The organism is Iodidimonas sp. SYSU 1G8 (assembly GCF_039655775.1).
Lineage (GTDB): Bacteria > Pseudomonadota > Alphaproteobacteria > SMXS01 > SMXS01 > RI-34.
On record NZ_JBBYXJ010000001.1, the window covers coordinates 1613905 to 1636314 of the forward strand.

At 65.9% G+C, this 22410-nt stretch carries 21 protein-coding genes; 11 read left to right on the forward strand and 10 right to left on the reverse strand.

Annotation, left to right across the window (positions count from 1 at the left end; all coding sequences use genetic code 11):
* Positions 1–227: 227 nt before the first annotated feature.
* Positions 228–1622, forward strand: coding sequence for an aromatic ring-hydroxylating dioxygenase subunit alpha (locus tag WJU17_RS07640; protein WP_346326734.1), 1395 nt, complete (start codon positions 228–230; stop codon positions 1620–1622).
* 63 nt (positions 1623–1685) lie between these two features.
* Here WJU17_RS07640 and WJU17_RS07645 read toward each other — a convergent pair whose 3' ends face one another.
* Positions 1686–2993 carry an amidohydrolase gene (locus tag WJU17_RS07645; RefSeq protein ID WP_346326735.1) on the reverse strand — a complete coding sequence of 436 codons (1308 nt, stop codon included), beginning with the start codon at positions 2991–2993 and terminating at the stop codon, positions 1686–1688.
* Positions 2994–3133: 140 nt separating this feature from the next.
* Here WJU17_RS07645 and WJU17_RS07650 point away from each other — a divergent pair, with 140 nt between their 5' ends.
* Positions 3134–3328 carry a hypothetical protein gene (locus WJU17_RS07650; RefSeq protein ID WP_346326736.1) on the forward strand — a complete coding sequence of 65 codons (195 nt, stop codon included), beginning with the start codon at positions 3134–3136 and terminating at the stop codon, positions 3326–3328.
* Positions 3329–3335: 7 nt separating this feature from the next.
* On the opposite strand, the gene WJU17_RS07655 is transcribed toward WJU17_RS07650, so the two are convergent.
* Positions 3336–4088, reverse strand: coding sequence for a rhomboid family intramembrane serine protease (locus tag WJU17_RS07655; protein ID WP_346326737.1), 753 nt, complete (start codon positions 4086–4088; stop codon positions 3336–3338).
* A gap of 136 nt (positions 4089–4224) precedes the next feature.
* Here WJU17_RS07655 and WJU17_RS07660 point away from each other — a divergent pair, with 136 nt between their 5' ends.
* On the forward strand, positions 4225–4752 hold the full coding sequence (locus tag WJU17_RS07660) for a VOC family protein (protein ID WP_346326738.1): 528 nt from the start codon (positions 4225–4227) through the stop codon (positions 4750–4752).
* Positions 4753–4785: 33 nt separating this feature from the next.
* Here the strand turns inward: WJU17_RS07660 and WJU17_RS07665 are convergent, their stop codons facing one another.
* Positions 4786–5607, reverse strand: coding sequence for a hypothetical protein (locus tag WJU17_RS07665; protein ID WP_346326739.1), 822 nt, complete (start codon positions 5605–5607; stop codon positions 4786–4788).
* 183 nt (positions 5608–5790) lie between these two features.
* On the opposite strand from WJU17_RS07665, the gene WJU17_RS07670 reads away from it, so the two are divergent.
* From WJU17_RS07670 to hspQ, 5 genes are all read left to right on the forward strand, one after another.
* On the forward strand, positions 5791–7014 hold the full coding sequence (locus WJU17_RS07670; RefSeq protein ID WP_346326740.1) for an MFS transporter: 1224 nt from the start codon (positions 5791–5793) through the stop codon (positions 7012–7014).
* Positions 7015–7106: 92 nt separating this feature from the next.
* A complete protein-coding gene (locus WJU17_RS07675) occupies positions 7107–8447 on the forward strand; it encodes a cytochrome P450 (protein WP_346326741.1) in 1341 nt (446 codons plus the stop codon).
* Positions 8447–9676 carry an acyl-CoA dehydrogenase family protein gene (locus WJU17_RS07680; RefSeq protein ID WP_346326742.1) on the forward strand — a complete coding sequence of 410 codons (1230 nt, stop codon included), beginning with the start codon at positions 8447–8449 and terminating at the stop codon, positions 9674–9676. Before WJU17_RS07675 ends, WJU17_RS07680 begins: the two co-directional genes overlap by 1 nt.
* Before the next feature lie 107 nt (positions 9677–9783).
* Positions 9784–10770, forward strand: a complete 987-nt coding sequence (locus WJU17_RS07685; protein ID WP_346326743.1) for an aldo/keto reductase — start codon at positions 9784–9786, stop codon at positions 10768–10770.
* A gap of 12 nt (positions 10771–10782) precedes the next feature.
* Entirely contained in the window at positions 10783–11112 is a 330-nt protein-coding gene (hspQ, locus tag WJU17_RS07690; protein ID WP_346326744.1) for a heat shock protein HspQ, read from the forward strand.
* Positions 11113–11133: 21 nt separating this feature from the next.
* On the opposite strand, the gene WJU17_RS07695 is transcribed toward hspQ, so the two are convergent.
* A complete protein-coding gene (locus WJU17_RS07695; protein WP_346326745.1) occupies positions 11134–11547 on the reverse strand; it encodes a nuclear transport factor 2 family protein in 414 nt (137 codons plus the stop codon).
* 34 nt (positions 11548–11581) lie between these two features.
* Between WJU17_RS07695 and WJU17_RS07700 the strand changes: the two genes are divergently transcribed.
* Positions 11582–13132, forward strand: coding sequence for a carboxyl transferase domain-containing protein (locus tag WJU17_RS07700; RefSeq protein WP_346326746.1), 1551 nt, complete (start codon positions 11582–11584; stop codon positions 13130–13132).
* A 32-nt stretch (positions 13133–13164) separates the two neighbouring features.
* Here WJU17_RS07700 and WJU17_RS07705 read toward each other — a convergent pair whose 3' ends face one another.
* From WJU17_RS07705 to WJU17_RS07725, 5 genes are all read right to left on the reverse strand, one after another.
* A complete protein-coding gene (locus WJU17_RS07705) occupies positions 13165–13857 on the reverse strand; it encodes a GNAT family protein (RefSeq protein ID WP_346326747.1) in 693 nt (230 codons plus the stop codon).
* 49 nt (positions 13858–13906) lie between these two features.
* Positions 13907–14821 (reverse strand): alpha/beta hydrolase, encoded by a 915-nt coding sequence (locus tag WJU17_RS07710; protein ID WP_346326748.1) that lies wholly within the window; start codon positions 14819–14821, stop codon positions 13907–13909.
* Positions 14822–14882: 61 nt separating this feature from the next.
* Positions 14883–15356 (reverse strand): pyridoxamine 5'-phosphate oxidase family protein, encoded by a 474-nt coding sequence (locus WJU17_RS07715; RefSeq protein WP_346326749.1) that lies wholly within the window; start codon positions 15354–15356, stop codon positions 14883–14885.
* An 81-nt stretch (positions 15357–15437) separates the two neighbouring features.
* A complete protein-coding gene (locus tag WJU17_RS07720; RefSeq protein WP_346326750.1) occupies positions 15438–16349 on the reverse strand; it encodes an alpha/beta hydrolase in 912 nt (303 codons plus the stop codon).
* Complete coding sequence (locus WJU17_RS07725) at positions 16330–17388, reverse strand: AI-2E family transporter (protein ID WP_346326751.1); 1059 nt, start codon at positions 17386–17388, stop codon at positions 16330–16332. Before WJU17_RS07725 ends, WJU17_RS07720 begins: the two co-directional genes overlap by 20 nt.
* A gap of 145 nt (positions 17389–17533) precedes the next feature.
* Between WJU17_RS07725 and WJU17_RS07730 the strand changes: the two genes are divergently transcribed.
* The gene (locus tag WJU17_RS07730) at positions 17534–18436 is read left to right on the forward strand and encodes a DMT family transporter (protein WP_346326752.1); all 903 of its coding nucleotides are present in this window, start codon (positions 17534–17536) and stop codon (positions 18434–18436) included.
* 93 nt (positions 18437–18529) lie between these two features.
* Positions 18530–20698, forward strand: coding sequence for a molybdopterin-dependent oxidoreductase (locus WJU17_RS07735; RefSeq protein ID WP_346326753.1), 2169 nt, complete (start codon positions 18530–18532; stop codon positions 20696–20698).
* 4 nt (positions 20699–20702) lie between these two features.
* Here WJU17_RS07735 and WJU17_RS07740 read toward each other — a convergent pair whose 3' ends face one another.
* Positions 20703–22379 (reverse strand): FAD-dependent oxidoreductase, encoded by a 1677-nt coding sequence (locus WJU17_RS07740; RefSeq protein WP_346326754.1) that lies wholly within the window; start codon positions 22377–22379, stop codon positions 20703–20705.
* Positions 22380–22410: the final 31 nt, after the last annotated feature.

Sequence of the window (22410 nt, forward strand, 5' to 3'; positions counted from 1 at the left end):
GAAAAGGCGGCCCCTCGGCCGCCTCATCCGCCGTCACTTTGCAACAGCGCAAAGATTTCCGGGCGCCCCGGCGCCAGGTCTGTGACCCGGCACGTCCGCGACTTATGCACACAAACGCCCGCTTCCGCCGATTGTTTCTCGGCGAGCCCCCGGTTTGATCCCAATCAATGAGGCCCGCCGCGAGCGCGCGCATGGTTCAACCGTCAGCAAAACTGGGGCCACGCGCCATGAACATCCAACTCCCGAAGACCATCCGCCCCGGCGAAGCCCGCTGCGATGCGCCCTCGGTTCAGGACATTCTGGACCGCGACACACGAGAGATTCCGGCGGTCCTGCGCCAGCAGAACTACACGTTCACCGGCTCGGACGACATTCCGGCCGACCGCTACTTCTCGCGGCAATGGCACGATCTGGAAGTCGAGCACGTGTGGCGCAAGGTCTGGCAGATGGCCTGCCGCGAGGAGGAAATCCCGGAGGTGGGCGATCATGTCCTCTATGAGGTCGTCGGCCTGTCGTTCATCGTGATCCGGACGGCGCCGGACGCGATCAAGGCGTTCGTGAACGCTTGCCTGCACCGCGGCCGCAAACTCCGTACCGAGGACGGCTCGGTCGCCAGTTTCCGCTGTCCCTATCATGGCTGGACCTGGGACATCTCGGGCGCGCTGTCCGAGGTGCCGTGCGGCTGGGACTTTCCCCATGTGGACGCGAACACCGGCCGTCTGCCGGAAGCGCGCGTCGGGACCTGGGGCGGGTTCGTGTTCATCAATCCGGATCCGGACTGCGGCCCGCTTGAGCAGTATCTGGGCGACCTCCCCGCCCATTTCGACCGCTGGAGGCTGGAGGATTGCTACAAGGCCGTGCATGTGAAGAAGCGGATGCCGGCCAACTGGAAGGTCTGCGCCGAAGCCTTCATCGAAAGCTATCACGTCATCGACACCCACCCGCAGATCATGCCCCACACGGCGGATGCGAACACCCAATACGACAATTATGAAGGCCAGCATTTCAACCGGATGATCACGCCCATGGGCGTGCCGAGCCCGCATCTGAGCGCGTGCAGCGGGCAGCAGACGGTGGACGCCATGGTCAATACCTCCGGGCGCCAGGTCGGCGCGGTGGGCAAGCTGGCGCTACCCGAAGGACAGACGGCGCGGGCCTTCATGGCCGAGGTCGCCCGCCAGCGCTGCGGCGAACTCACGGGGGTGGATTACGCCGACGCATCCGACAGCGAGATGCTGGACGCCATCCAGTACTTCGTCTTTCCGAACTTCTTTCCCTGGGGCGGCTTCAGCCCGAACATCGTCTACCGGTTCCGTCCCGACGGAAACAATCCGGAATCCGCTATCGTCGAGATCATGATCCTGCACCGCTTCGACCCGTCGCAGCCGCGGCCCGCGCCGGTGCCGGTGCACGAGATGACCGACGAACAGGTCTGGGCCGACGCGCCGGAACTCGGCGGCCTGGGCGCCGTGTTCGATCAGGACATGTCCAACATCCCCTACGTGCAGGAAGGCCTGCACGCGACGACGGCCGGCAAGAACGCCGTGTCCATCGGCAACTATCAGGAAAGCCGCATCCGCGACCTGCACCGCAATCTGGAACGGTATATTCAGCACGCCTGAAGACGCTTCCCGCACCGTACCGTTCCTGACTAGCCCCGGCCAGACCCCTGGCCGGGGCTTTTTCTATCGCGGTCCCGAAAGGTATTCGAGGGCGACACGGGTCATCGCCTCGACACCGACTTTCAGCGTGTCATCGTTGACGCGGAATTCGGGCGAGTGACCGGGACGGCCCTGATCGGCGGGCACGCCGGCATCGTTGATGCCGAGGAAAAAGAACAGGCCGGGGATTTCCTTCTGGTAATAGGCGAAATCCTCGGACGCCATGATCGGCGGCGCATCCTTCTGGACGCCGGCATGGCCCGCGCCGGCGCGCTCGAGCGCGGGCAGGACACGCTCCAGCAGCGCCGTGGGATTGAACACCGGCGGGGCGTAGGGGACGATGTTGACCTCGGCCGTCGCGCCCGACGCCTGCGCGGTGAAGGTGGCGGTCCGCCGGATATTCTCCAGCAGCGCGTCGTGGCTGGTGGGGTCCAGATGCCGGATGGTGCCCGCCATCTCGACCTTGGCGGGAATGATGTTGTGCCGCACACCGCCATCGATCTTGCCGATGGAGATGACGGAAGGCGACAGGGCCGCGTTCATCTGGCGCGTGATCATGGTCTGGAGCGCGAGCACCGTCTGGGCCGAGACAACGACCGGATCGACGCCGGTCCAAGGGCTGGCACCGTGGGTCTGGCGGCCGTTCACGGTGATGTAGAGCTGATCCGAGCCAGCCATGGCGCCGCCGGGCCGGACGAAAATCTGCCCGGCCAGACCGGCCCAGACATGCATGCCGAAGATCGCCTCGGGCCTGGGATCGGCCAGCGCGCCCTCCTTGATCATCAGCCGCGCGCCGCCTTCCTCGCCTTCCGGCGCGCCCTCCTCGGCGGGCTGGAACAGGAACACCACCGTTCCGGGCAGGTCGGCCTTCATGCCGGACAGGATGGTGGCGACGCCCATCAGCATGGCGGTATGGGCGTCGTGCCCGCAGGCATGCATGACGCCGACCTCCTTGCCGTTATAGGTCGTGCGCACCTTGGAGGCGAAAGGCAGGCCTTCCGGTTCGGTCACGGGCAATGCGTCCATGTCGGCGCGCAGGGCAATCACCGGTCCGGGTCTGCCTCCCTTCAGCACGCCGACGACTCCGGTATGGGCGACATTCTCGCGAACCTCGTCCAGACCCAGCGCGCGCAGATGTCCGGCAACGATCCCGGCGGTGCGCACCTCGCGGTTGCCCAGTTCCGGGTACTGATGGAAATCGCGGCGCCACGTGATGACGTCCTGCTCCACCGCGATGGCCTTCTGGCGGATTCCGTCCTGATCCTGCGCCAGGGCGCCGCCGGCCGCGGCCAACAACAATGCGCCTGCCAGCGCCGTGCTTCTGATCTTCATCACCGGGCCACCCTCATGTTGGAGGGCGCAAGGCTAAGCGGCACTGGCCGGGCTGTCCACAGGCCTTGATCTGGATCAACGCGGGGCCGCCTGACCGTGCGCATTCTGGCTCGGTCAACACCGCCACGGGGAATAGCATCATGAACATTGCCCAGAACGCCTCCTGCATCTGCCAGAACGCCGCGATCCGCGCCTATGAAGGGCTGCGCGAGCGCGGCGTCCGCGACCTGCATGCGTTCGACGCCGCCGTCACCGTTTTCCGGCACCATCATCCGGAGGTGAGGCCCGAGCAGGCGCGCCACGCCGTCGCCGAGTGGATCGCGCCGGACGCCTGAGGCCCACTCAGCGGCGCCGGCCCCAGGGACCATCCCGGGGATCGCGCGGCGTGCGGTGGACCTTGCGAAAGGGCCGGTCGTGGCCCCTGGCGAAGTACCGGACGCCGGCGGGTTTGAAGAAGGGCAGCAGCACCATGCCGGCGAGGAATCCGCCGACATGGGCCCAGAAGGCGACGCCGCCCTCACCCGTGGGCGCCGACATGCCGCTGTACAGTTGAAGCCCGAACCACAACCCGAGCACGATGACGGCGGGAACGGCGACGAGGCCGAACGGAAACATCAGGACGCGCACATTGGCGCGGGGAAACAGCAGCAGGTAGGCGCCCAGCACGCCGGAGATCGCCCCGCTCGCGCCGACCATGGGAATTTCCGACCGGACATCGAGGAATGCCTGCGTCAACGCCGCGGCGATGCCGCACAGTAGGTAGAACACCAGGAAGCGGACGCGGCCCAACGCCACTTCCGTGTTATCGCCGAAGATCCAGAGATACAGCATGTTGCCGGCAAGATGCATGAAACCGCCATGCATGAACATGGAGGTGACCAATGTCGTCCACGCGGGCACGACGGCCATCCCGTCGGGTAGCGTGGCATCGGTGAACAGCAGCGCCGGCACCATGCCCAGGGTATAGAACGCCGCCCGCGCGGCCTCGGCCGGCAGGCTCGCCTGCCAGAGCCAGACGCCGATGCACGCGGCGATGAGGAGCCAGGTCACGACCGGCTTGTGATCGTGGGGATTGTCGTCGAACAAGGGAAACATGGGCGGAGCTTACAGAGGCCGCCAGCGGCGGGACAGGCTTTTGCGCGGGGGGCAGCAGCAGCCGGTGCTTTCTCTTGCCGGTTCCGCTGGCTAGTATATCGCGCGACTCACAACGTCATTTGGGGAGAGAGAGATCATGGCGCTGCTCAATCGGGCGAACGTCGTCCAGAACTGCTATGTCGTCAACGATTTGCGCGCCGCGTGCCAGCGGTACCACGACGTGTACGGCGTCGGGCCGTTCTTCGTTTTCGACCACATTCCGCTGGTCAAGAACTGGTACCGGGGGGAGGAAATGCCGCTCGACATTTCGGCCGCCTTCGTCCAGTCGGGCGACCTGAACATCGAATTCATCCAGCAGCACAATGACGGCCCGAGCTGCTACCGCGACATGTTCAAGCCGGGCGAGGAAGGCTTCCACCACACGGCCATCTTCTGCAAGGATTACGCGGCGGAAAAGGCTGCCTTCGAGGCCGCCGGCTTTCCCATCGCCAACGAGTTCCAGACGGGCGCGGACACCTTCCTGTGCTACACGGATACCCGTTCCGCGCTCGGCCACATGATCGAGCTGTACCAGGACCATGCCGGGGTGCGCGGCATGTACGCGGCGATCCGCGCCGCCGCCGAGAACTGGGACGGCAAGAACATCTTCCACCCGCTGGGTTAAGTTGCCGACGGGCCGGCTCAGACCGGCCCGTTTCTAACGGCCCCTGCGTCCGCCACCATCGCCGCCGCCACCGCGATAGCCTCCGCCGCCGCCGCGATAGGATGGCGTGCTCGGCCGGCTCGATCCCTCATAGGCCCCTGAATTACCGCCCGAGCGCGACTCACTCGCGCCGCTCCGGTAGTTCGCCTTGCCGGAGTCACGGCCACGCGGCGCCGTCTGGGCGGGTCGTGACCGGCCCTCGCCGCCGCGCCAGGCACGATTCTCCTGCACGCCCCGCGGCATGGATGGCCTCACACGCGCCGCCGCCGAGGCCCGGTCGGCCTGCTGACGAACCTGTCCCGGATCGCGCGCCAGCGATGGCATGCGGTTGCCGCCGCCCCGCTCGCGCAGTCCGGCGCCGTCATAGGCCTTGCCCCGATAGCTCGGCTCACCCGGCGAGCGATCCCGGTCCCTCGGACCATCCCGGTCGCGGTCTCGGTCTCTCGGGCGGTCGCGGTCCCAGTGGCGGTCTCTGTCACGGCCATGCCAGGCATGGTCCCTGTCGCGCCAGCGGTGATGGCGCCAGCCGTCGGGCCAATGCCGATGCTGCCGCCAATAGGAATAATAATGGCGCGGAATCCGGACGGGCGGCGAATAGGCGTAGTAGCCTGGGTAATAGGAATAATAGTGCCCGGGATAGTAGAACAGCCCGTCATCGTAGCCATCATACCCTCCGCCATAGTAGCCAGCGCCACCATAATAACCCGCGTCGCTGACCTCGTCGGGGTAGGTCGCGCAGGCGCTCAGGACCATCGCCATCATCGCGCCCAGCAGGGGCGTACGCCACCGTCTTCCCATCGCCTGTACCACCCGCATTTCAAGCCTCCAGCTACCCTGTGTCTGGATATAGACCAGCCGTGCCGGCCGGCGACCGTTACGACATCGGTCCGACTTCCCGCCCGCTCGGCCGCGTCCCCTTTTTCGATAACGGCTTGAACGGGGCTATGCTAGCGTCCTTGGTGAACCGTTGCATTCACGCGATCTTGGGGAGGAACGCGAATGTCCAGCATCACAACCGCCGTGTCCGATGGCCGCATGGACATTGGCGGGCCGCGCCTGATCGCCCTGACCTGTCTGCTGCTGCTGGTGTTCTCCGCCGCCGTGGCCATGTCGTTCAACATTTCGGGCTTCGTCACCTCGTTCAACATCTCGTTTACCGAGGCAGGCACCATCGCCACCCTGGAGCTCGGCGGCATCGCAGTCAGCTCCCTCGTCTTCTCGCAGCTGGCGCCCCGGCTGCAGCCGCGCACCGTCTATACCTTCGGCATCGGCACCATCGCGCTGATGAATGCCGCGACCATCTTCGTGCCCAACATGACGGCGCTGCTGGTCGTGCGCGCCATCGCCGGCATGGCTGCCGGGTCAGTGACGGCCATGGTGATGTACACCGCCGGCCACAGCCGGACGCCCGAGAAGACCTTCGGCATCATCAACAGCTTCGTCGGCGTGCTCGGCATCATCCTGGCGCTGGTGCTGCCGCAGGCGGGCAAACTGTACCTGCTGCCCGGCGCGCCGGCGGGCACGACCGAAGCCGACGGCCTGTTCCTCGTCTATCTGGTCGCCTCGATCGCCGCCCTGTTCTTCGTCCGCTCGGTCCCGGTGCCGCCGCGCGCGGCGCTGGCGGGCGAAGGCGGGCGGTCCAAGGCCGCGCCGCCGCTGATCGGCTGGCTCGCGTTGGTCGGCATCGGTATCATCTTCTTCGGCCACGGCGTGCTCGCGCTCTACATCGTCGATGTGGGCAAGGGAGTCGGGCTCTCGGCGGAAACCATCGGCCTGGTCTTCAGCTTCGCGGCGATCATGGGCATCGCCCTACCCCTGATCGCCGGGTTCCTGGGCGCCAAGTTCCCCGCCACGCCGCCGGTTTTCATCGTGCTGGTTCTCGCCGCGATCTTCGCGCTGCTGCTTGGCCACGCCGCCACGCCGCTGGCGTATTTCCTGAGCGCGCCGATCTATGCGTTCGTGCCGATCGCCATGCTGCCGATCGCGCTCGGCGCGCTGGTCCGGATCGACCCGAGCGGCCGGCTCGCGGCGGCCCATCCCGCCTTCGTGACCCTGGGCGGCGCGGCGGCGCCGCTGACCGGCGGCGCGATCCGCGACTGGGCCGGCAACTTCTCGGCGAGCGGCTGGTTCGTCGTCGGCTGCATCGCGGTCGGCGCGGTCTTCATGGCGGCGGCCATGCTGAAGGCCGACCAGCTGCGGCGGCAACAGCTGGCCGGGGCCTAGCCCGCCCAATTTGGGGTCCCGCTCCAGCACGGGTTACTTGATGGTAACATTTGTTTGGACTATATGCTCTCCATGAACCAAGGAGACACCGCATGTCCCGCACGTCGTACCTGAACGGCATTCCCGGCGAGGCTGGCCTGCCGCTCGTCGGCAAATCGCTGGAACTCCTGCGCGATCCCGCGCGGGTCAGCAAGGAAATGGTCAGCAAGTACGGCAAGGTGTACTGGAGCAACGCCTTCGGGCGCACCAACGTGACCCTGCTGGGACCGGAAGCCAACGAGTTCGTGCTGATGGACCGGGACCGGAATTTCTCGTCCAAGGGCGGCTGGGACCCGATTCTCGCGCGGCTGTTTCCCAACGGCCTGATGCTGCGCGACTTCGAGGACCACCGCGCGCACCGCCGGATCATGCAGGTGGCCTTCAAGCAGCCCGCCATGGTCAACTATGTCGAGAAGCTGAACGAGGGCATCCATCAGGGCCTGTCGCGCTGGAAAGCGCAGGGCGACTTCAAATTCTACAACGCCATCAAGCAGCTGACCCTCAACACCGCCGCCTCGGTGTTCCTCGGCATGCCGCTGGGCCCGGAGGCCGACCGGCTGAACCAGGCGTTCTTCGACAGCGTGCAGGCCTCCGTCTCCGTCATCCGCCGGCCGATCCCCGGCACCAGGATGTGGCGCGGCGTGCAGGGGCGCAAATTCCTCGAACAATATTTCCGTGGCCAGATTCCGCTGCGCCGCGGCGGCCAGGGCAGCGACATGTTCACGCTGCTGTGCAACGCGGTCGACGAGGACGGCAATTCCTACACGGATGACGACATCGTCGATCACATGGACTTCCTGATGATGGCGGCGCACGACACGCTGACCAGTTCGATCACCACGCTGATCTACCAGCTGTGCCGGCATCCGGACTGGCAGGACGCGGCCCGCCGCGAGTGCGCCGCGCTGCAGCTGGCGCCCGACGCCCTGCCTTACGAGCATCTGGCCGATCTGCAGATCATCGAATGGTGCTTCAAGGAAGCGCTGCGCATGAACCCGCCGGTGCCGTCGATCCCGCGCCGCGCGGTGCGCGACGTGCAGTTCGGCGGCTATACGATTCCCGCCGGCACGACGGTGAACATCAGCCCTGGCTATACCCACAAGATGCCGGAGCTGTGGAGCAATCCGCACAGTTTCGAGCCGGACCGCTTTTCCGAGCAGCGCGCCGAGGACCGGAAGCACAAATTCGCCTGGGTGCCGTTCGGCGGCGGCGCGCACATGTGCATCGGCCTGCACTTCGCCTACATGCAGACAAAGGTCTTCATGTACCAGCTGCTGCTGAACTATCGTTTCCACCTGGATGACGGTTACGAAGCCGATTTCCAGATCATGCCGATTCCGAAACCCAAGGACGGCCTGCCAATCCACCTGAGACCGCTCGAGGACGCCGCCTGATGAATTTCGAAGACTCGCCCGAAGAAGCCGCCTTCCGCGCCGACGCCCGCGCCTGGCTCGCCGAGAACGCCGCCCCGTACAAGAAGCCGCTGCCGGAGAACCTGACCGAGGCGCAGGCCGTGGCGATGGCCAAGGAATGGCAGGCGAAGAAGGCGGCGGCGGGCTACGCGGCGATCACCTGGCCCAAGGAGGTCGGCGGCATGGGCGGCACGCCGATGCAGCGGGTGATCTTCGAGCAGGAAGAGGCGCAGTACAATCTGCCGCCGAACGTGTTCGCCATCGGCCTTGGCATGTGCATGCCCACCATGCTGGCCTTCGCCACGCCCGAGCAGCAGAAGCGCCACGTGCCCAAGGCGCTGAGCGGCGAGGAAATCTGGTGCCAGCTGTTCTCGGAGCCGGCCGGCGGCTCGGATCTGGCGGCGCTGCGGACCAAGGCCGAGAAGGATGGCGACGACTGGGTCGTCAACGGCCAGAAGATCTGGACCTCGGGCGCGCATCTGTCCGACTGGGGCATCCTGGTCACGCGGACCGACCCGACCAAGCCCAAGCATGAGGGCCTGACCTTCTTCTTCCTGAACATGAAGTCACCCGGCGTCGAGGTGAAGCCGATCAAGCAGGCCTCGGGCGCGCGCGGCTTCAACGAAGTGTATTTCACCGATGTGCGCATTCCCGACAGCCAGCGCCTGGGCGCGGTCGGCGACGGCTGGAAGGTGTCGCTGACGACGCTGATGAACGAGCGCCTGTCGATCAGCGAGAATTCCCAGCGCGGCATCAATTTCGACATGCTGATGAAGCTCGCCGGCAGCGTCGACGGCGCCAACGGCCCGGCGATCCGCGACAAGGCGGTGCGCGAGCAGCTGGCCGACTGGTATGCCAAGTACATGGGCCTGCGCAACGGCCGCTACCGCACCATGACCGCGCTGTCGCAGGGCGCGCGGCCCGGCCCGGAAGCGTCGATCAACAAGGCGGTGTTCGCGTCCATGCTGCAGGACATGGCCTCGTTCGGCCTCGACCTGCTCGACACCGCCGGCGTCGCCACCGATCCGCACCTGGAGGGCTTCCGCCGCCAGTTCGCCGACGCCTATATGGGCGCGCCGGGCCTGCGCATCGCGGGCGGCACCGACGAGATCCTGCGCAACATCATCGCCGAGCGCGTGCTGGGCCTGCCGCCGGACATCCGCGCCGACAAGGGCATTCCGTTCAACAAGGTCCCGACCAGCGCGAACTGACGGGCTTTCATCGGCGGAGGGCAATGTTCGCCGCTCTCCGCCGAGGCAGCCATCGACATCGCGGCGCCATCCTCTAAGATGCGTCTCCTGAAACAGGGGGACGGACCATGAAATATACCCGGCTGGGAAACACCGGCATGCGCGTGTCGCGCCTGTGCCTGGGCACGATGACCTATGGCGACCCGGCGCAGCGCGCCTGGGTGCTCGACGAGGCGCAGTCGCGTCCGTTCTACGAAAAGGCGATCGAGGCGGGGATCAATTTCTTCGACACCGCCGACGTCTACTGCAACGGCGTCACCGAGGAAATCCTCGGCCGGGCGATCCGGGATCTGGTGCCCGACCGCGAGGACGTGGTCATCGCCACCAAATGCTTCGGCGGCACCCATAACGGCAAGCTCAACCGGCACGGCCTGTCGCGCAAGAACATCATCGCCTCGTGCGATGCCTCGCTCAAGCGCATGGGGCTCGACTACATCGACCTCTACCAGATCCACCGCTTCGACTACAAAACGCCCATGGAAGAAACCATGGAGGCGCTGAGCGACCTGGTCCGCGCCGGCAAGGTGCGCTATCTGGGCGCGTCCTCCATGTTCGCGTGGCAGTTCGCCGAGTATCTGCACCTGTCGGACAAACATGGCTGGGCGAAGTTCGTCGCCATGCAGAACCACTACAATCTGGTTTACCGCGAGGAAGAGCGCGAGATGATCCCGCTGTGCGAGGCCAAGGGCGTCGGCCTGATCCCCTGGAGCCCGCTGGCGCGCGGCTTCCTCGCCGGCAACCGGCATCGCCAGGGCGGCGGCGAGACCAAGCGCGCCACCTCCGACGACTTCGCGACCCAGCTCTATTACGGCGATGACGACTTCAAGGTCGCCGACCGGAACCTGGAGGTCGCGTCGCGCCTGGGCGTGAAGCCGATGCAGGTGGCGCTGGCCTGGATCCTGTCGAAACCGGCGGTTTCGGCGCCGATCATCGGCGCCAGCAAGCTGGAGCATCTCGACGATGCAATCGCCGCGCTTGATCTGATCCTTGAAGCGGCCGATATAAAGTCGTTGGAAGAGCCCTATCGCCCACATGCGGTCCTGGGGCATTCGTGAGGTAACGACGACGTGCTGTTGCGAGAGGCCAAATATCATATCGGACAGGTGGTGAAGCACCGGTTCTACCCGTTCCGGGGCGTGATCTTCGACATCGACGCCACCTTCAGCAATACCGAGGAGTGGTGGCAGTCGATTCCCGAGCACATGCGGCCGGAGAAGGATCAGCCCTATTATCACCTGCTGGCCGAGAACGACGAGAGCACGTATATCGCCTATGTGTCGCAGCAGAACCTGCTGCCCGACGATTCAGGCGAGCCGGTCCATCATCCCCAGGTCCCTGAAATGTTCGGCGACATGGAAGATGGCGCCTACGAGCCCATCAACGTCCACACGCACTAACAAGCTTCATTCGGGCCGCGTTCACTCAGGCGACGGGACCGGCCCGCCGGCGTGATGATGCACGAGGCGCCACATGCCGGCCTCGCGCACGAAGACGTTGGTCGCCAGCAGGCACGCCGTCTCCATCAGTTCGTAGCAGAGCACGATGGCCGTATCGCCATGGATGGTGGCGGTCGGCCTGAGGCACTCGATCTGAGGCCGGCCGGGGTGCATCAGGATACCGCGCCAGCTGTTCAGCACGGCCTCGCGTCCCTCGAGGCGCGGCCAGCCCGGATGCAGGCAGGTCACGTCGGACTGATGCGCCCAGATCGCTTCCATCGCTGAAATATCCGCCGCGGCGAAAGCGTCATAGAACGCCTCGTTCGCCGATATCGCCGATTCCTGATCGCCAAGCGCCATGTCCAGAGTGTGCGGTTGCCCGGCCCGCGCCGTCAAGTTTACAGTCCATGGCCCACGAAAGGACATGCCGATGAGCTGGAAGGACGAGGCGGACCAGATCCGCAAGCGGCGCGAGATGGCCAAGCAGCAGGGCGGTCCCGACGGCATCGCACGCCAGCACGCCAAGGGCCGCCTGACCGTGCGCGAGCGCGTGGCGGGGCTGATCGATCCCGGCAGTTTCGAGGAGCAGGGCGAAGGCGCGGGCCAGGCGGAAGTCGACGCGGATGGCAATCTGACCGGCTTCCAGCCCGCCAACTACATCCTCGGCTTCGGCAAGCTGGGCGGCCGCCGCGTGGTGGTGGGCGGCGAGGATTTCACCCTGAAGGGCGGCTCACCCAACGCGGCGGGCCTGCGCAAGAGCGTGTTCGCCGAGGACATGGCCATCCGCTACCGGGTGCCGCTGGTGCGCTTCCTGGAAGGCGGCGGCGGCAGCGTCGCCGGGTCGAGCGGCAAGGGCCTGACCTTCTCGCCCGTCTATGACCGCGCCCGCTTCAAGTCGCTGGGCGACGCCATGGCGCTGGTGCCCGTCGCCTCGGCGGCCTGCGGCCCGGTCGCCGGCTTTCCCGCGGCGCGGCTGGCGGCGTCGCACTTCTCGGTCATGGTCAAGGACATCGCCCAGGTGCTGGTGGCCGGGCCCGCCGTGGTCGAGCGCGCTCTGGGCGTCGCCATGACCAAGGAACAGCTGGGCGGCTATCAGGTTCACCTGAAGAATGGCACCGTCGACAATCTGGCGAGCGATGAACAGGACGCGTTCGATCAGGTGCGGCGCTTCCTGTCCTACGTGCCGGCCAATGTCTGGGAGCTGCCGCCGGTGCTGAAGACCGGCGACGATCCGGCGCGGGCCGACGAGGCGCTGCTGAGCGTCATCCCGCGCGACCGCCGCAAACCCTATGACGGACGCAAGCTGGTCGGCCATGTGGTCGATCAGGGCAGCTTCTTCGAGCTGGGGCGCCGCTTCGGCCCGGGCCAGATCGTCGGGCTGGCGCGGCTCGATGGGCGCCCCGTCGGCGTGATCGCCAGCGATTGCCGCTTCGCGGCCGGCGCCATGACCGCCCATGGCGCGCAGAAGGTGCGCCGCTTCGTCGATCTGTGCGACACGTTCCACCTGCCGATCCTCAGCTTCGTCGATGAGCCCGGCTTCATGATCGGCCCCGACGCGGAACAGGCCGCCACCATCCGCTACGGCACCGCGCTGGTGCTGGCGGTGATGCAGAGCCGGGTGCCGTGGGCGTCCATCGTGGTGCGCAAGAGCTTCGGCGTCGCCGCCGCCGCCCATTACGGGCCGGACGGCCTGGTGCTGGCCTGGCCCTCGGCGGAAATGGGCGCGCTGCCGGTGGAAGGCGGCGTGGCCGTGGCCTTTGCCCGGCAGCTGGCGGAAGCGGACGACCCGGACGCGCTGCGCGCCGAACTGGAGACGAAGATGGCGGCGGCCAACGGCGCGTTCCCGCGCGGCGAGCAGTTCAACGTGCACGAGCTGATCGATCCGCGCGAAACCCGCGCCCGCCTGTGCGCCTGGCTGGAATGGGTGACGCCGTTGCTGGAGACCCAGAAAGGGCCGACGGGCTATCCGATCAGGCCGTAACCACAAAGATGATAATCAAGCCCTGGGAGCTATCACTTAGGAGAATCACAAGGTCGGGTTCCGGCCAGAGAGTGTAGCTCGTGACCGGCTGGATCGAAGTTGCTGGGATGCAGCCAAGCCTCAAAGGCATTTCGACGGGCTGGCCACTCATGCCTCAAGATCGCATGCCATGCCACATCACAAATCTGCCCCTTGATGTAAGCACCACCGCGCCAAATCCCCTCAGCACGGAAACCGAAACGCTCCGCTGCACGTAAGGATGCCAAGTTGTTCGCCGAGCAGCGCCAGACCACGCGACGATAACCCAGTTCGCTGAAAGCATGATCCATCAATAAGTACACGGCCTCGGTCGCCGCGCGAGTTCGCTGGAGGACTGGGGAAAACCAAATCTGACCAACTTCGATTGATTGATCACGTTGAGATATGTCGCAATACGAAAGCCATCCTTGCGCTTCATCTCCACCCTTCGGGCGAATAGCCCAGAACGGCTGGCCTTCTCGGGTCATCAATTCCCGCAAAGTCCTCGCAAACAGATCTTTGGAGGAGAAGGGACCAAATCTCAGATGGTCCCAAGAGGAATCTGCCCCCGCCGTAGCCGCCCAGAGGCCCTGAATATGGGCCGCCGTCAAAGGTTCCAGGATGACATATCGTCCCTCATGGAGGTGGTGTCCGGGCAAGGGCGGGAAATCCACGAAGGAAGGCCAGACGTCAGGCTTATTATGCATGCAGCACCCTCATCTCGGCCTCCCCTAGGATAACCGGCTGTTACAGGTTTCACCCACCCCGGTTCGGGCGCGAATGGCGCCATTCGGCGAGCAGGGCGCGCAGGGCCGCGACGAAGGGCAGAGGCTGGTCGATGAACAGATGGTGGTCCGCTTCCGGGATCGCCACGAACGGCACGGAACTGTCCAGTACCTCGAACATGTAGTCGGCGATGTCCTGGGTGAACAGCTGGCTGCGGTCGCCATAGATGACGCCGACCCGGCATTGGAGGCTCTTCAGCGCTTCGGTCATGTCGCCGAAGCGGAACTTGCGGAACAGCTGGTCGTCGAATTTCCATGTCCAGCCGCCGTCCGCCTCGGTGACGGAATGCCGGCCGATATAGTCGATCACATAATCGCTGTCGCATTCCTGCGGCGGCATCAGGCGGAACCGGGCCAGCGCCGTCTCGAAATCCGGATAGATTTTCTTCGGGCGCACCGGCGCGCGGTTGCGCTGGTGCTGCCACTGGTAATCGGGCGGCCTGACCGGGGAATCGACCAGCACCACGCCCGTCAGCCTGTCGCCGAACAGGGTGCCGGTGTTGAGGGTGACGAAGCCGCCGAAACTGTGGCCGACGATGATCGGCTTGTCATCGAATCCGGCGTCCGCGCATACACCCATGAGTTCGGCCGAGAACAGTTCGGCGGAATAGGCCTCGCGCCGCCCGCTGTCGCCGGCGCCCGACATGTCCAGCGCCGCGACGCTGTAATGGTCGGTGAAGAAGGGCGCCAGGAAGGTCCACCAATGGGCGTGGGCGCCGCCGCCATGGACCAGCAGCAGGCCCGGCTTGCCCGGCCTCTCCCAGTGCAGATAGTGGATGGGGCAGCCCTCGACCATCACCGTCTTGTCCTCGAACGGGACGGCGAGCGCCTTGTTGAACCAGGCGGGAGCTGAGGGATGGTGGGCGATGGGCGATTCCGTGTTCATGCCGCCATCTTCCTCCGGCCGGCGACACCGCGCAAGCACCGGCGCCGAAATTGTCGTGCGGTCAGGCGGTCCAGATCCCCGCCGGCTTGCCCTGCCCCAGATCCGAAATCGACCAGGTCTCGATCCGCCACGGCACCAGTTTCAGCGCGCCATAGGTCGGGTCCTCGACGTTTTTCCAGAACATGTGCAGGTCATAGCCATAAGGCTCGGGTTTGGAGCCGAACAGCGTCCAGACCCGCTCCTTCTCGGCCAGATCCTCGGCCCATTCGGTCTTGCAGTCGGCGATGACGTGTTCCATCTGGGGCGTCCAGTACGCGACCGAGACGTAGGGGTTGCCCGCCAGATGCTTGGCCTTGAGGCTCTGGCGGCCAGTGGCGATCCAGCCCTGCGGCAGGCCATCCGGAAACTCCCAGACGGGATGCAGGATGCGGGCCCGCATGCGTCCTTTCGTATCCTGGGTCGTCACCGACGCCCACACCACCGACGACACGCGCTGCTCGAAGGTTTCGCGCAGTTGGTCGAACGATTTGCTCATGTTGCCTCTCCCCTGGAGTTACCGGTGAGAAACATAACAGCCGGGCGCCGGAAATCCATCAACAAAAAGCCGTTTTCGACCTCAGCCTTGCGGGTAGATCCGAGCCAGGCGGCGCAGCGCGTCCTGCACAAGCTCGGTCCGTTCCATGGGCAGGAAGTGCGTCGTACCCGGCACCAGCTCCAGATCCCATGCCGGCTGGCGGCCCCGGATCAGCTCCGGCACGCCCTCGCGCAGGGTGGACTCGCTTTCGGCATAGAGCACATGCACCGGACAACGCACCTTGCCGAGCGCGCGCCAGAAGAACTGCCCCGCCGAGCCGAAGGTGGCCGCTTCCCATGCCGGCGCGCAGGACAGCTCGACCTCGCCATTGGGCAGGTCGCGGGTGCCGCCATCGATGTAGTCGCGCAGATAGGCATCGGGCCAGGTGGCGAAGGCGCCGCGTCCCCGATAGGCGTCCATCATCATGTCGCGCGAGCCGAACACGGCGCGACGCCGTGCGGCGCCCTGCGCCAGCGGATTGGGCGGCGGCCGGCCGAACTTGCGCGCCAGCCACAGCTTGCGCGAGACGCTGGGGTGCATCAGCACCGGCTCGATCATCAGCAGGCCGCGCGCCAGATCCGGCCGCGCGGCGGCCGCCAGCATGACGACCCGGCCGCCCATGGAGTGGCCGGAAAGAAACGCCGGTTCATCCAGCAGGTCGAGCAGCGCCACCAGATCGTCGCTGAAGGTATCCCATGTCTTGAGTTCGTCCGGTTCCGCCCGCGCGGGTGAAAGCCCATGGCCGCGTTGGTCGATCGCGATGATGCGGAACTGGTCCGACAGCGGCCCGAGCAGGCTGCGATAGGTTCCGGCGTTGAAGCCGGTCGCATGGGCGAAGACCAGCAGGGGTTTGGCCGCATCGCCATCCCAGCGCAACGCGGAAAACACGCCGCGCCCGGGCACGTCGATCAGGTCGCGCATGGGTTCGGCGCTGCTAGAAACGGGCTGGGGCATGCTGGATTCCCTTGATGTTGCCATCGGCGGACAAGAGCACGGCGATGCCCTTGGTCTGGTCGAAATTGGCGAAGATGATCATCATGATAACCATGATCGGCACGCTGAGGAACATGCCGACGATCCCCCAGATCGACCCCCAGATGGCGAGGGAGAGCAGGACCGCCAGCGAGCTCAGGTTGAGCGCGCCGCCCATCAGGCGCGGCTCGACCACATTGTCGATGATGATCTGCACGCTGGTCAGCCCCAGGCTGACGATCAGGAACGGTCCGATGGTCTCGAACTGCACCAGCGTCAACAGCGCGGGGAACATGATGCCGATGATGGAGCCGATGGTCGGAATGAAGTTGAGCAGGAAGATGATGAAGGCCCAGAACGCCGCGTAATCGACGCCCACGAGACTAAGCACCACATAGGAGAACACGCCGGTCAGCGCGCTCATGGCGGTTTTCAGCCGGATGTACTTGCGCGTGTCCTCGTTGATTTCACGCAGGATGCGGCGGATGCGCTCGCGGCGGTCGGGATCGGGAAACAGCGCCTTGAACTTGGGCTCGAACGCGGCCTGCTCGACGAAGATGAACAGCAGATAGACCAGTACCAGACCCACATTGCCCATCAGATTGGCGAGCGTGCCGGCTACCGATCCGATGACGGGGGCGATCTCGAACTGCTTGAGCAGTTCGGAGAGCTTGGGCACCCGGTCGATGCCGAAAGTGGGCGCGAGGCGCTCGATCAGGGCCTCGAACTTGCGCTGGTATTCAGGCGCCGCCGCCGCCACGGAGGCGACATTCTCGCTGACCATCAGCACGATCAGCGCGCCGACGCCGAGCACGGTCAAACCCGCGGCGGTCAGGGCGATCCAACGGGCCAGCGGCGCGCCGCCGATGACGATGCGCTGATAGATGCCGGCCAGCCCGTCGATCAGGAACCAGACCATGATCGCCACCGCGAGCGGCACCAGAAGCGCCCGCCCCTCGACCAGGAAGAGCACGATAAGGGCGACGATGCCCAGCGCGGCCGCGTAGTTGACGATTTTCATGGGGCGCACCTGGGCGAGTCTGTCTGGCGCGTATTCTTGAGGCCGGCCGCGATCCGGGTCAACGCTGTTGCGGGGCGGAATAATCGGCGTGACAACCGCTTGGCCGCGCGGCCATAGTCGCGCCAGCAATCTCGCCGGAGCCAGCGTGACCCCGCCGCATACCGATACCGACAATCCCATGCGCGGCATCCTGCTGATGCTGGGCGCGTTCATCACCTTCTCGTGCATGGACACTCTGGCCAAGCTGCTGGGGACCATGGGCTATCAGGCGGTGTTCATCACCTGGGGCCGGCTGCTCGCGCAGGTCTTCATGCTCGTGCCGCTGGTGCTGGTCATGGGCGGCACGAAGGCCCTGCGCACCCGCCACCCCAAGTTCCAGCTGCTGCGCGGCATCGGCATGCTGGGGGCCGGCGTGTTCTTCGTCTCGGGCCTGCATTACCTGCCGCTGGCGACGATGACGTCGATCAACTTCGTCGGCCCGTTCATCGTCACTTTGATGTCGGTCATCTTCCTGAAGGAGCATGTCGGCCGCAACCGGTGGATCGCCATCCTGATCGGCTTCGCCGGCGCGCTGGTCATCATCCGGCCCGGCACCGAAGGCTTCCATGTCGCCGGGCTTTTCGCCGTGGCCGCCGCCACCTGCTGGTCGATCGGCATGATCACGACGCGGCTGGTGCAGCCCGAGGATTCGACTCTGACCACGCTGGTGCTGACGGCCCTGGTCGGGCTGGTCGGCGCGTCACTGCTGGTCCCCATGTTCTGGAAGCCGCTGACGCTGGAGGCGCTGATCTACATCGTCGGCATGGGCATCGGCGGCACGCTCGGCCAGTTCTTCATGATCCAGGCACTGCGCTATGCGGGACCCTCGGTCCTCGCGCCCTTCGCCTACAGCCAGATCATCTGGGCGACCCTGCTGGGCTATGTGCTGTGGGGCGAGTTTCCCGACGGCTGGACCTGGGTCGGCGCGGCGATCATCGTCTCGTGCGGCCTTTACGTCTGGTACCGCGAACGGCGCGCGGCGGCGCCCCGGCTGAAGAAGCCCGTCTAGACGCCGCCACAGGCAAAACCTTCACACGTGCTTGGTGTGCCGGGCGAAACAGGGCTATCATCTCTCCACCGTCGACCGGGGAGATCGCACGTCATGACCGAGACCAGAACCGCCATCTGCCGCTTCTGCCATTCCTTCTGCGGCATCAAGGTAACCATCGAGAACGGCAAGGCCGTCAAGGTCGTCGGCGACAAGGATAACCCGATGTATTTCGGGTACACCTGCGTCAAGGGTCGGCAACTACCCCGCCAGCACGACAATCCGGAACGGGTTCTCCGGCCGCTCCAGCGGCATGGCGATCATCATCACCCCGTCAGGTCGGACGCGGCGCTCGACGCCATCGCCGAGAAACTCAACGGCCTGATCGCCGCGCACGGCCCGCGTTCGGTGGCGCTCTATACCGGCACCTATACCTTCCCCTATCCGGCAGGCCGGGCCATGGCCATGGCCTTCATGGATGCGATCAAATCGCCCATGCGGTTTACGTCGGCGACCATCGACCAGCCCGGCAAACCCATGGCCATGGCGCTGCACGGGCGCTGGCATGCCGGGCCGCGCCCCTTCGCCGAGTCCGACGTCTGGATCCTGGTGGGCGCCAATCCGGTGATTTCCAAATGGGGCGGCATTCCCCAGTACAACCCCGCCAAGCGTCTGCACGACGCGCTCAAGCGCGGCATGAAGCTGGTGGTGATCGACCCGAGGCGCACGGAAACCGCCGAGAAGGCGCACATCCACCTGCAATGCAAGCCGGGCGAGGACCCGACCATCCTGGCGGGCATCGCCAACATCATCCTCTCGGAAGGACTGATCGACGCGGAATTCCTCGACGGCGACGTCTCGGGACTGGAGGCGTTCCGCGAGGCCGTCGCGCCCTTCACGCCCGACTATGTGGCGCGGCGCGCGGGCGTCGACGCCGGGCAGCTGATCGAGGCGGCGCGGCTGTTCGCCGCCGGCCCGAGCGGCATGATCACGGCCGGCACCGGGCCGAACATGGCGCCGCGCGGCACCCTGAGCGAATATCTGGTGCTGGCCATCAACACGCTGTGCGGCCGCTGGCTGCGCGCGGGTGAAAAGATGCCGAACCCCTTCGTGCTGATCCCCGAACGCCGCGGCCGGGCGCAGGCGGAGATCAAGCCGAAGCCGTGGGGCTATGGCGAGCAGCTGCGGGTGCGCAATCTGGGCGACAATGCCAGCGGCCTGACACCGGCCGCCCTTGCCGAGGAAATCCTGCTGGAGGGCGAAGGACAGGTGAAGGCGCTGCTCTGCGTCGGCAGCAACCCCATGGGCGCGTGGCCCGATCAGCTCCGGACGTACGAAGCGCTGAAGACGCTGGAGCTGCTGGCGACCATCGACATCAAGATGTCGGCGACGGCGAAGATGGCGGATTTCGTCCTGCCGCCACGGCTGGGATTCGAGGCGCCGGCGATCACCATGTCCAACGAGAACGCCTGGTTCTACGGCTCGGCGACCGGCTATCCGGAGCCCTATGCCCAGTATCAGCCGCAGCTTGTCGAGCCGCCCGAAGGGTCGGACCTGCTGGAGGAGTGGGAAGTGTTTTATGGCCTCGGCCAGCGCATGGGGCTTCAGCTGCGGATCAACGGGCAGGATGTGGACATGGTCCGCAAGCCGACCACGGACGAGCTGTTCGAGATGATGTGCCGCGGCTCGCGCATTCCCCTGTCCGAGGTGAAGAAATACCCGCACGGCCACATCTTCGACGATCCGTCCATCCTCGTCCTACCCAAGGAAGAGGACTGGGAGGAGACGCTGGATATCGGCCATGAGGAGATGATGGGCGAACTGGCGGCGGTCTTCGCCGAGCCAATCACCGAACATGCCGGCTACAGTGCCCAGCGCTTCAGCCACCGGCTGGTCAGCCGGCGCATGAACGACGTGTACAACTCGTCGGGCCGGGACATTCCGGCGCTGACCCGCAACCACAGCTACAACCCGGCCTTCATGAATCCCGGCGATCTGGCGGCGCTGGGCCTGAACGCGGGCGACGTGGTGCGCATTTCGTCGGGTCACGGCTCGATCCTTGGCGTGGTCGAGGAAGCCGAGGACGTGCGTCCCGGCGTCATCTCCATGGCGCATGCGTTCGGCGACGCGCCGCGCTTCGACGATCAGCTGTTCTTCATCGGCTCCAACACCGGCCGGCTGACCAACACGACCGAGGATTACGACCGGCGCACGGGGATGCCGCGCATGAGCGCCATCCCCGTCAACGTGACGCCGGCCAGCCTGGAACAGGCGGCGCAGTAATGGGTCAGACCTGCCGCCCCGCCGCGTGCATGGCGGCGAGGTAGGAATAGGTCATGCCGGCGCCGATGGTGCCGCCGCCGCCGGGGTAGAAATTGCCGACGACACAGGCCGAGCTGTTGCCCGCCGCGTAGAGGCCCTCGATCACCGTGCCGTCCTCGCGCAGCACCTGGGCGCGCTCGTTGGTCAGCAGGCCGCCCTTGGTCCCGAGATCGCCGGCATGAATCTCGATGGCGTAGAACGGCGCCTTGGCGACGGGGCCGAGGCAGGGATTGGGCTTGTGCGACTTGTCGCCGGCATAGAGGTCGAAGGCGCTCTGGCCCTTGCCGAAATCGTCGTCCCTGCCCGCCTCGGCCATGGCGTTGAAGCGGCTGACGGTTTCCTTCAGCCCGGCGGCGTCGATGCCGCACTGGCGCGCCAGATCGTCCAGGGTCTCGGCCTTCTTGACGTAGCCGTCGCGGATGAAGCGTTCCGGCGTCATGCCCGGGAGCATGGTGCCGACCGTGTAACGGTTGCGGTAGTCGTTATCGAACACCATGAAGGCGGGCGGCGCGTCGTCCTCGTAGATCACCCGGCCGAGCTCGTTGTAGGGCCGCGCCTCATTGGCGAAGCGCTTGCCCTTACTGTTGACGATGATGATGTGCGGCAGGCCGCGCTCGAACACATGGATGGTCGGCGCCAGCGCGCCTGGCTCGTTGGACGAGGGCATCCACCACATGTCGTCCATCAGGTCGAGCGCCGCGCCCACCGCCTGGCCGGCGCGGATGCCGTCGCCCATGCTGCCCGGCGCGCCGGAGCTGTAGGCGCCGGAGGCCCAGGACTCGCTGGCCTTGTCGAAATATTGCTGGCGCATGGCCTTGTTGTGGTCGAAGCCGCCTGCGGCGATCACCACGCCCTTGCGCGCCCGGATATTCAGGCTGTTGCCCTCTTTCGTGACCCGCGCGCCGGTGACGGCGCCGTTTTCGGTGATCAGCTCGTCAAGGCCGGTGTTGAGCCACAGCGGCACATTCTTTTCCTGCAGCGAATAGCGCAGGCGGGCGACCAGCGCGCGGCCGCTGGAGACGTGCTGGCGTCCGGCGACGCGGTTCCAGATGTTGCGCGGGATGACGTACCAGACATCCAGAAGGCCTTTCGGATCGGACTTGAAGAACGCCAGCCGCCGCAGCTCCTTGACCGAGCCGACGACGCCGCCCGGAAGCGAGCCCGGCCGTTTGCGCAGGCGGTCGAAATCCTTCAGCTTGCGGCCGGAAAAGACCTTGGGATCGATGGAACGGCCGCCCTTACAGCCGCCCGGTGTCTCCGGCCGGTAGTCGGGGAAGTCTTCCATCATCTGGAACTGGACGGCGCTGTTGTCGGACATGTAACGCGCCATGACCGGCGCATGCTCGACGAACGCCTCCAGCTTGGACGGGGCGACCCGGTTGCCGATATTGTGCTTGAGATAGGTCAGCGCATCCTGCCGCGTGTCGGGGATGCCGGCATCCTTCATCAGGTGATTGTCGGGAATCCAGGCGACGCCGCCCGAGAAGGCGGTGGTGCCGCCATAGAATTCGGTCTTCTCGATCACCAGGACCTTCAGGCCCTCGTTGGCGGCGACGACGGCGGCGGTCAGCCCCGCCGCGCCCGTGCCCACGACCAAAAGGTCGGTCTCTTGATCCCATGCCTCGATTGCATCGCCCGTCATCGCACTCTCCCCGTTCGTGATAACGGGAGCC

Excerpts from the sequence above, each read along its gene's own strand:
- WJU17_RS07700 (WP_346326746.1), top strand. The coding sequence starts at position 11,582 with ATGAGCTGGAAGGACGAGGCGGACCAGATCCGCAAGCGGCGCGAGATG.
- WJU17_RS07660 (WP_346326738.1), top strand. The coding sequence starts at position 4,225 with ATGGCGCTGCTCAATCGGGCGAACGTCGTCCAGAACTGCTATGTCGTC.
- WJU17_RS07650 (WP_346326736.1), top strand. The coding sequence starts at position 3,134 with ATGAACATTGCCCAGAACGCCTCCTGCATCTGCCAGAACGCCGCGATC.
- WJU17_RS07655 (WP_346326737.1), bottom strand. The coding sequence starts at position 4,088 with ATGTTTCCCTTGTTCGACGACAATCCCCACGATCACAAGCCGGTCGTG.
- WJU17_RS07725 (WP_346326751.1), bottom strand. The coding sequence starts at position 17,388 with ATGAAAATCGTCAACTACGCGGCCGCGCTGGGCATCGTCGCCCTTATC.
- WJU17_RS07640 (WP_346326734.1), top strand. The coding sequence starts at position 228 with ATGAACATCCAACTCCCGAAGACCATCCGCCCCGGCGAAGCCCGCTGC.
- WJU17_RS07720 (WP_346326750.1), bottom strand. The coding sequence starts at position 16,349 with ATGCCCCAGCCCGTTTCTAGCAGCGCCGAACCCATGCGCGACCTGATC.
- WJU17_RS07715 (WP_346326749.1), bottom strand. The coding sequence starts at position 15,356 with ATGAGCAAATCGTTCGACCAACTGCGCGAAACCTTCGAGCAGCGCGTG.
- WJU17_RS07665 (WP_346326739.1), bottom strand. The coding sequence starts at position 5,607 with ATGCGGGTGGTACAGGCGATGGGAAGACGGTGGCGTACGCCCCTGCTG.
- WJU17_RS07680 (WP_346326742.1), top strand. The coding sequence starts at position 8,447 with ATGAATTTCGAAGACTCGCCCGAAGAAGCCGCCTTCCGCGCCGACGCC.
- WJU17_RS07740 (WP_346326754.1), bottom strand. The coding sequence starts at position 22,379 with ATGACGGGCGATGCAATCGAGGCATGGGATCAAGAGACCGACCTTTTG.
- WJU17_RS07645 (WP_346326735.1), bottom strand. The coding sequence starts at position 2,993 with ATGAAGATCAGAAGCACGGCGCTGGCAGGCGCATTGTTGTTGGCCGCG.
- WJU17_RS07735 (WP_346326753.1), top strand. The coding sequence starts at position 18,530 with ATGACCGAGACCAGAACCGCCATCTGCCGCTTCTGCCATTCCTTCTGC.
- WJU17_RS07710 (WP_346326748.1), bottom strand. The coding sequence starts at position 14,821 with ATGAACACGGAATCGCCCATCGCCCACCATCCCTCAGCTCCCGCCTGG.
- WJU17_RS07685 (WP_346326743.1), top strand. The coding sequence starts at position 9,784 with ATGAAATATACCCGGCTGGGAAACACCGGCATGCGCGTGTCGCGCCTG.
- WJU17_RS07675 (WP_346326741.1), top strand. The coding sequence starts at position 7,107 with ATGTCCCGCACGTCGTACCTGAACGGCATTCCCGGCGAGGCTGGCCTG.
- WJU17_RS07705 (WP_346326747.1), bottom strand. The coding sequence starts at position 13,857 with ATGCATAATAAGCCTGACGTCTGGCCTTCCTTCGTGGATTTCCCGCCC.
- WJU17_RS07670 (WP_346326740.1), top strand. The coding sequence starts at position 5,791 with ATGTCCAGCATCACAACCGCCGTGTCCGATGGCCGCATGGACATTGGC.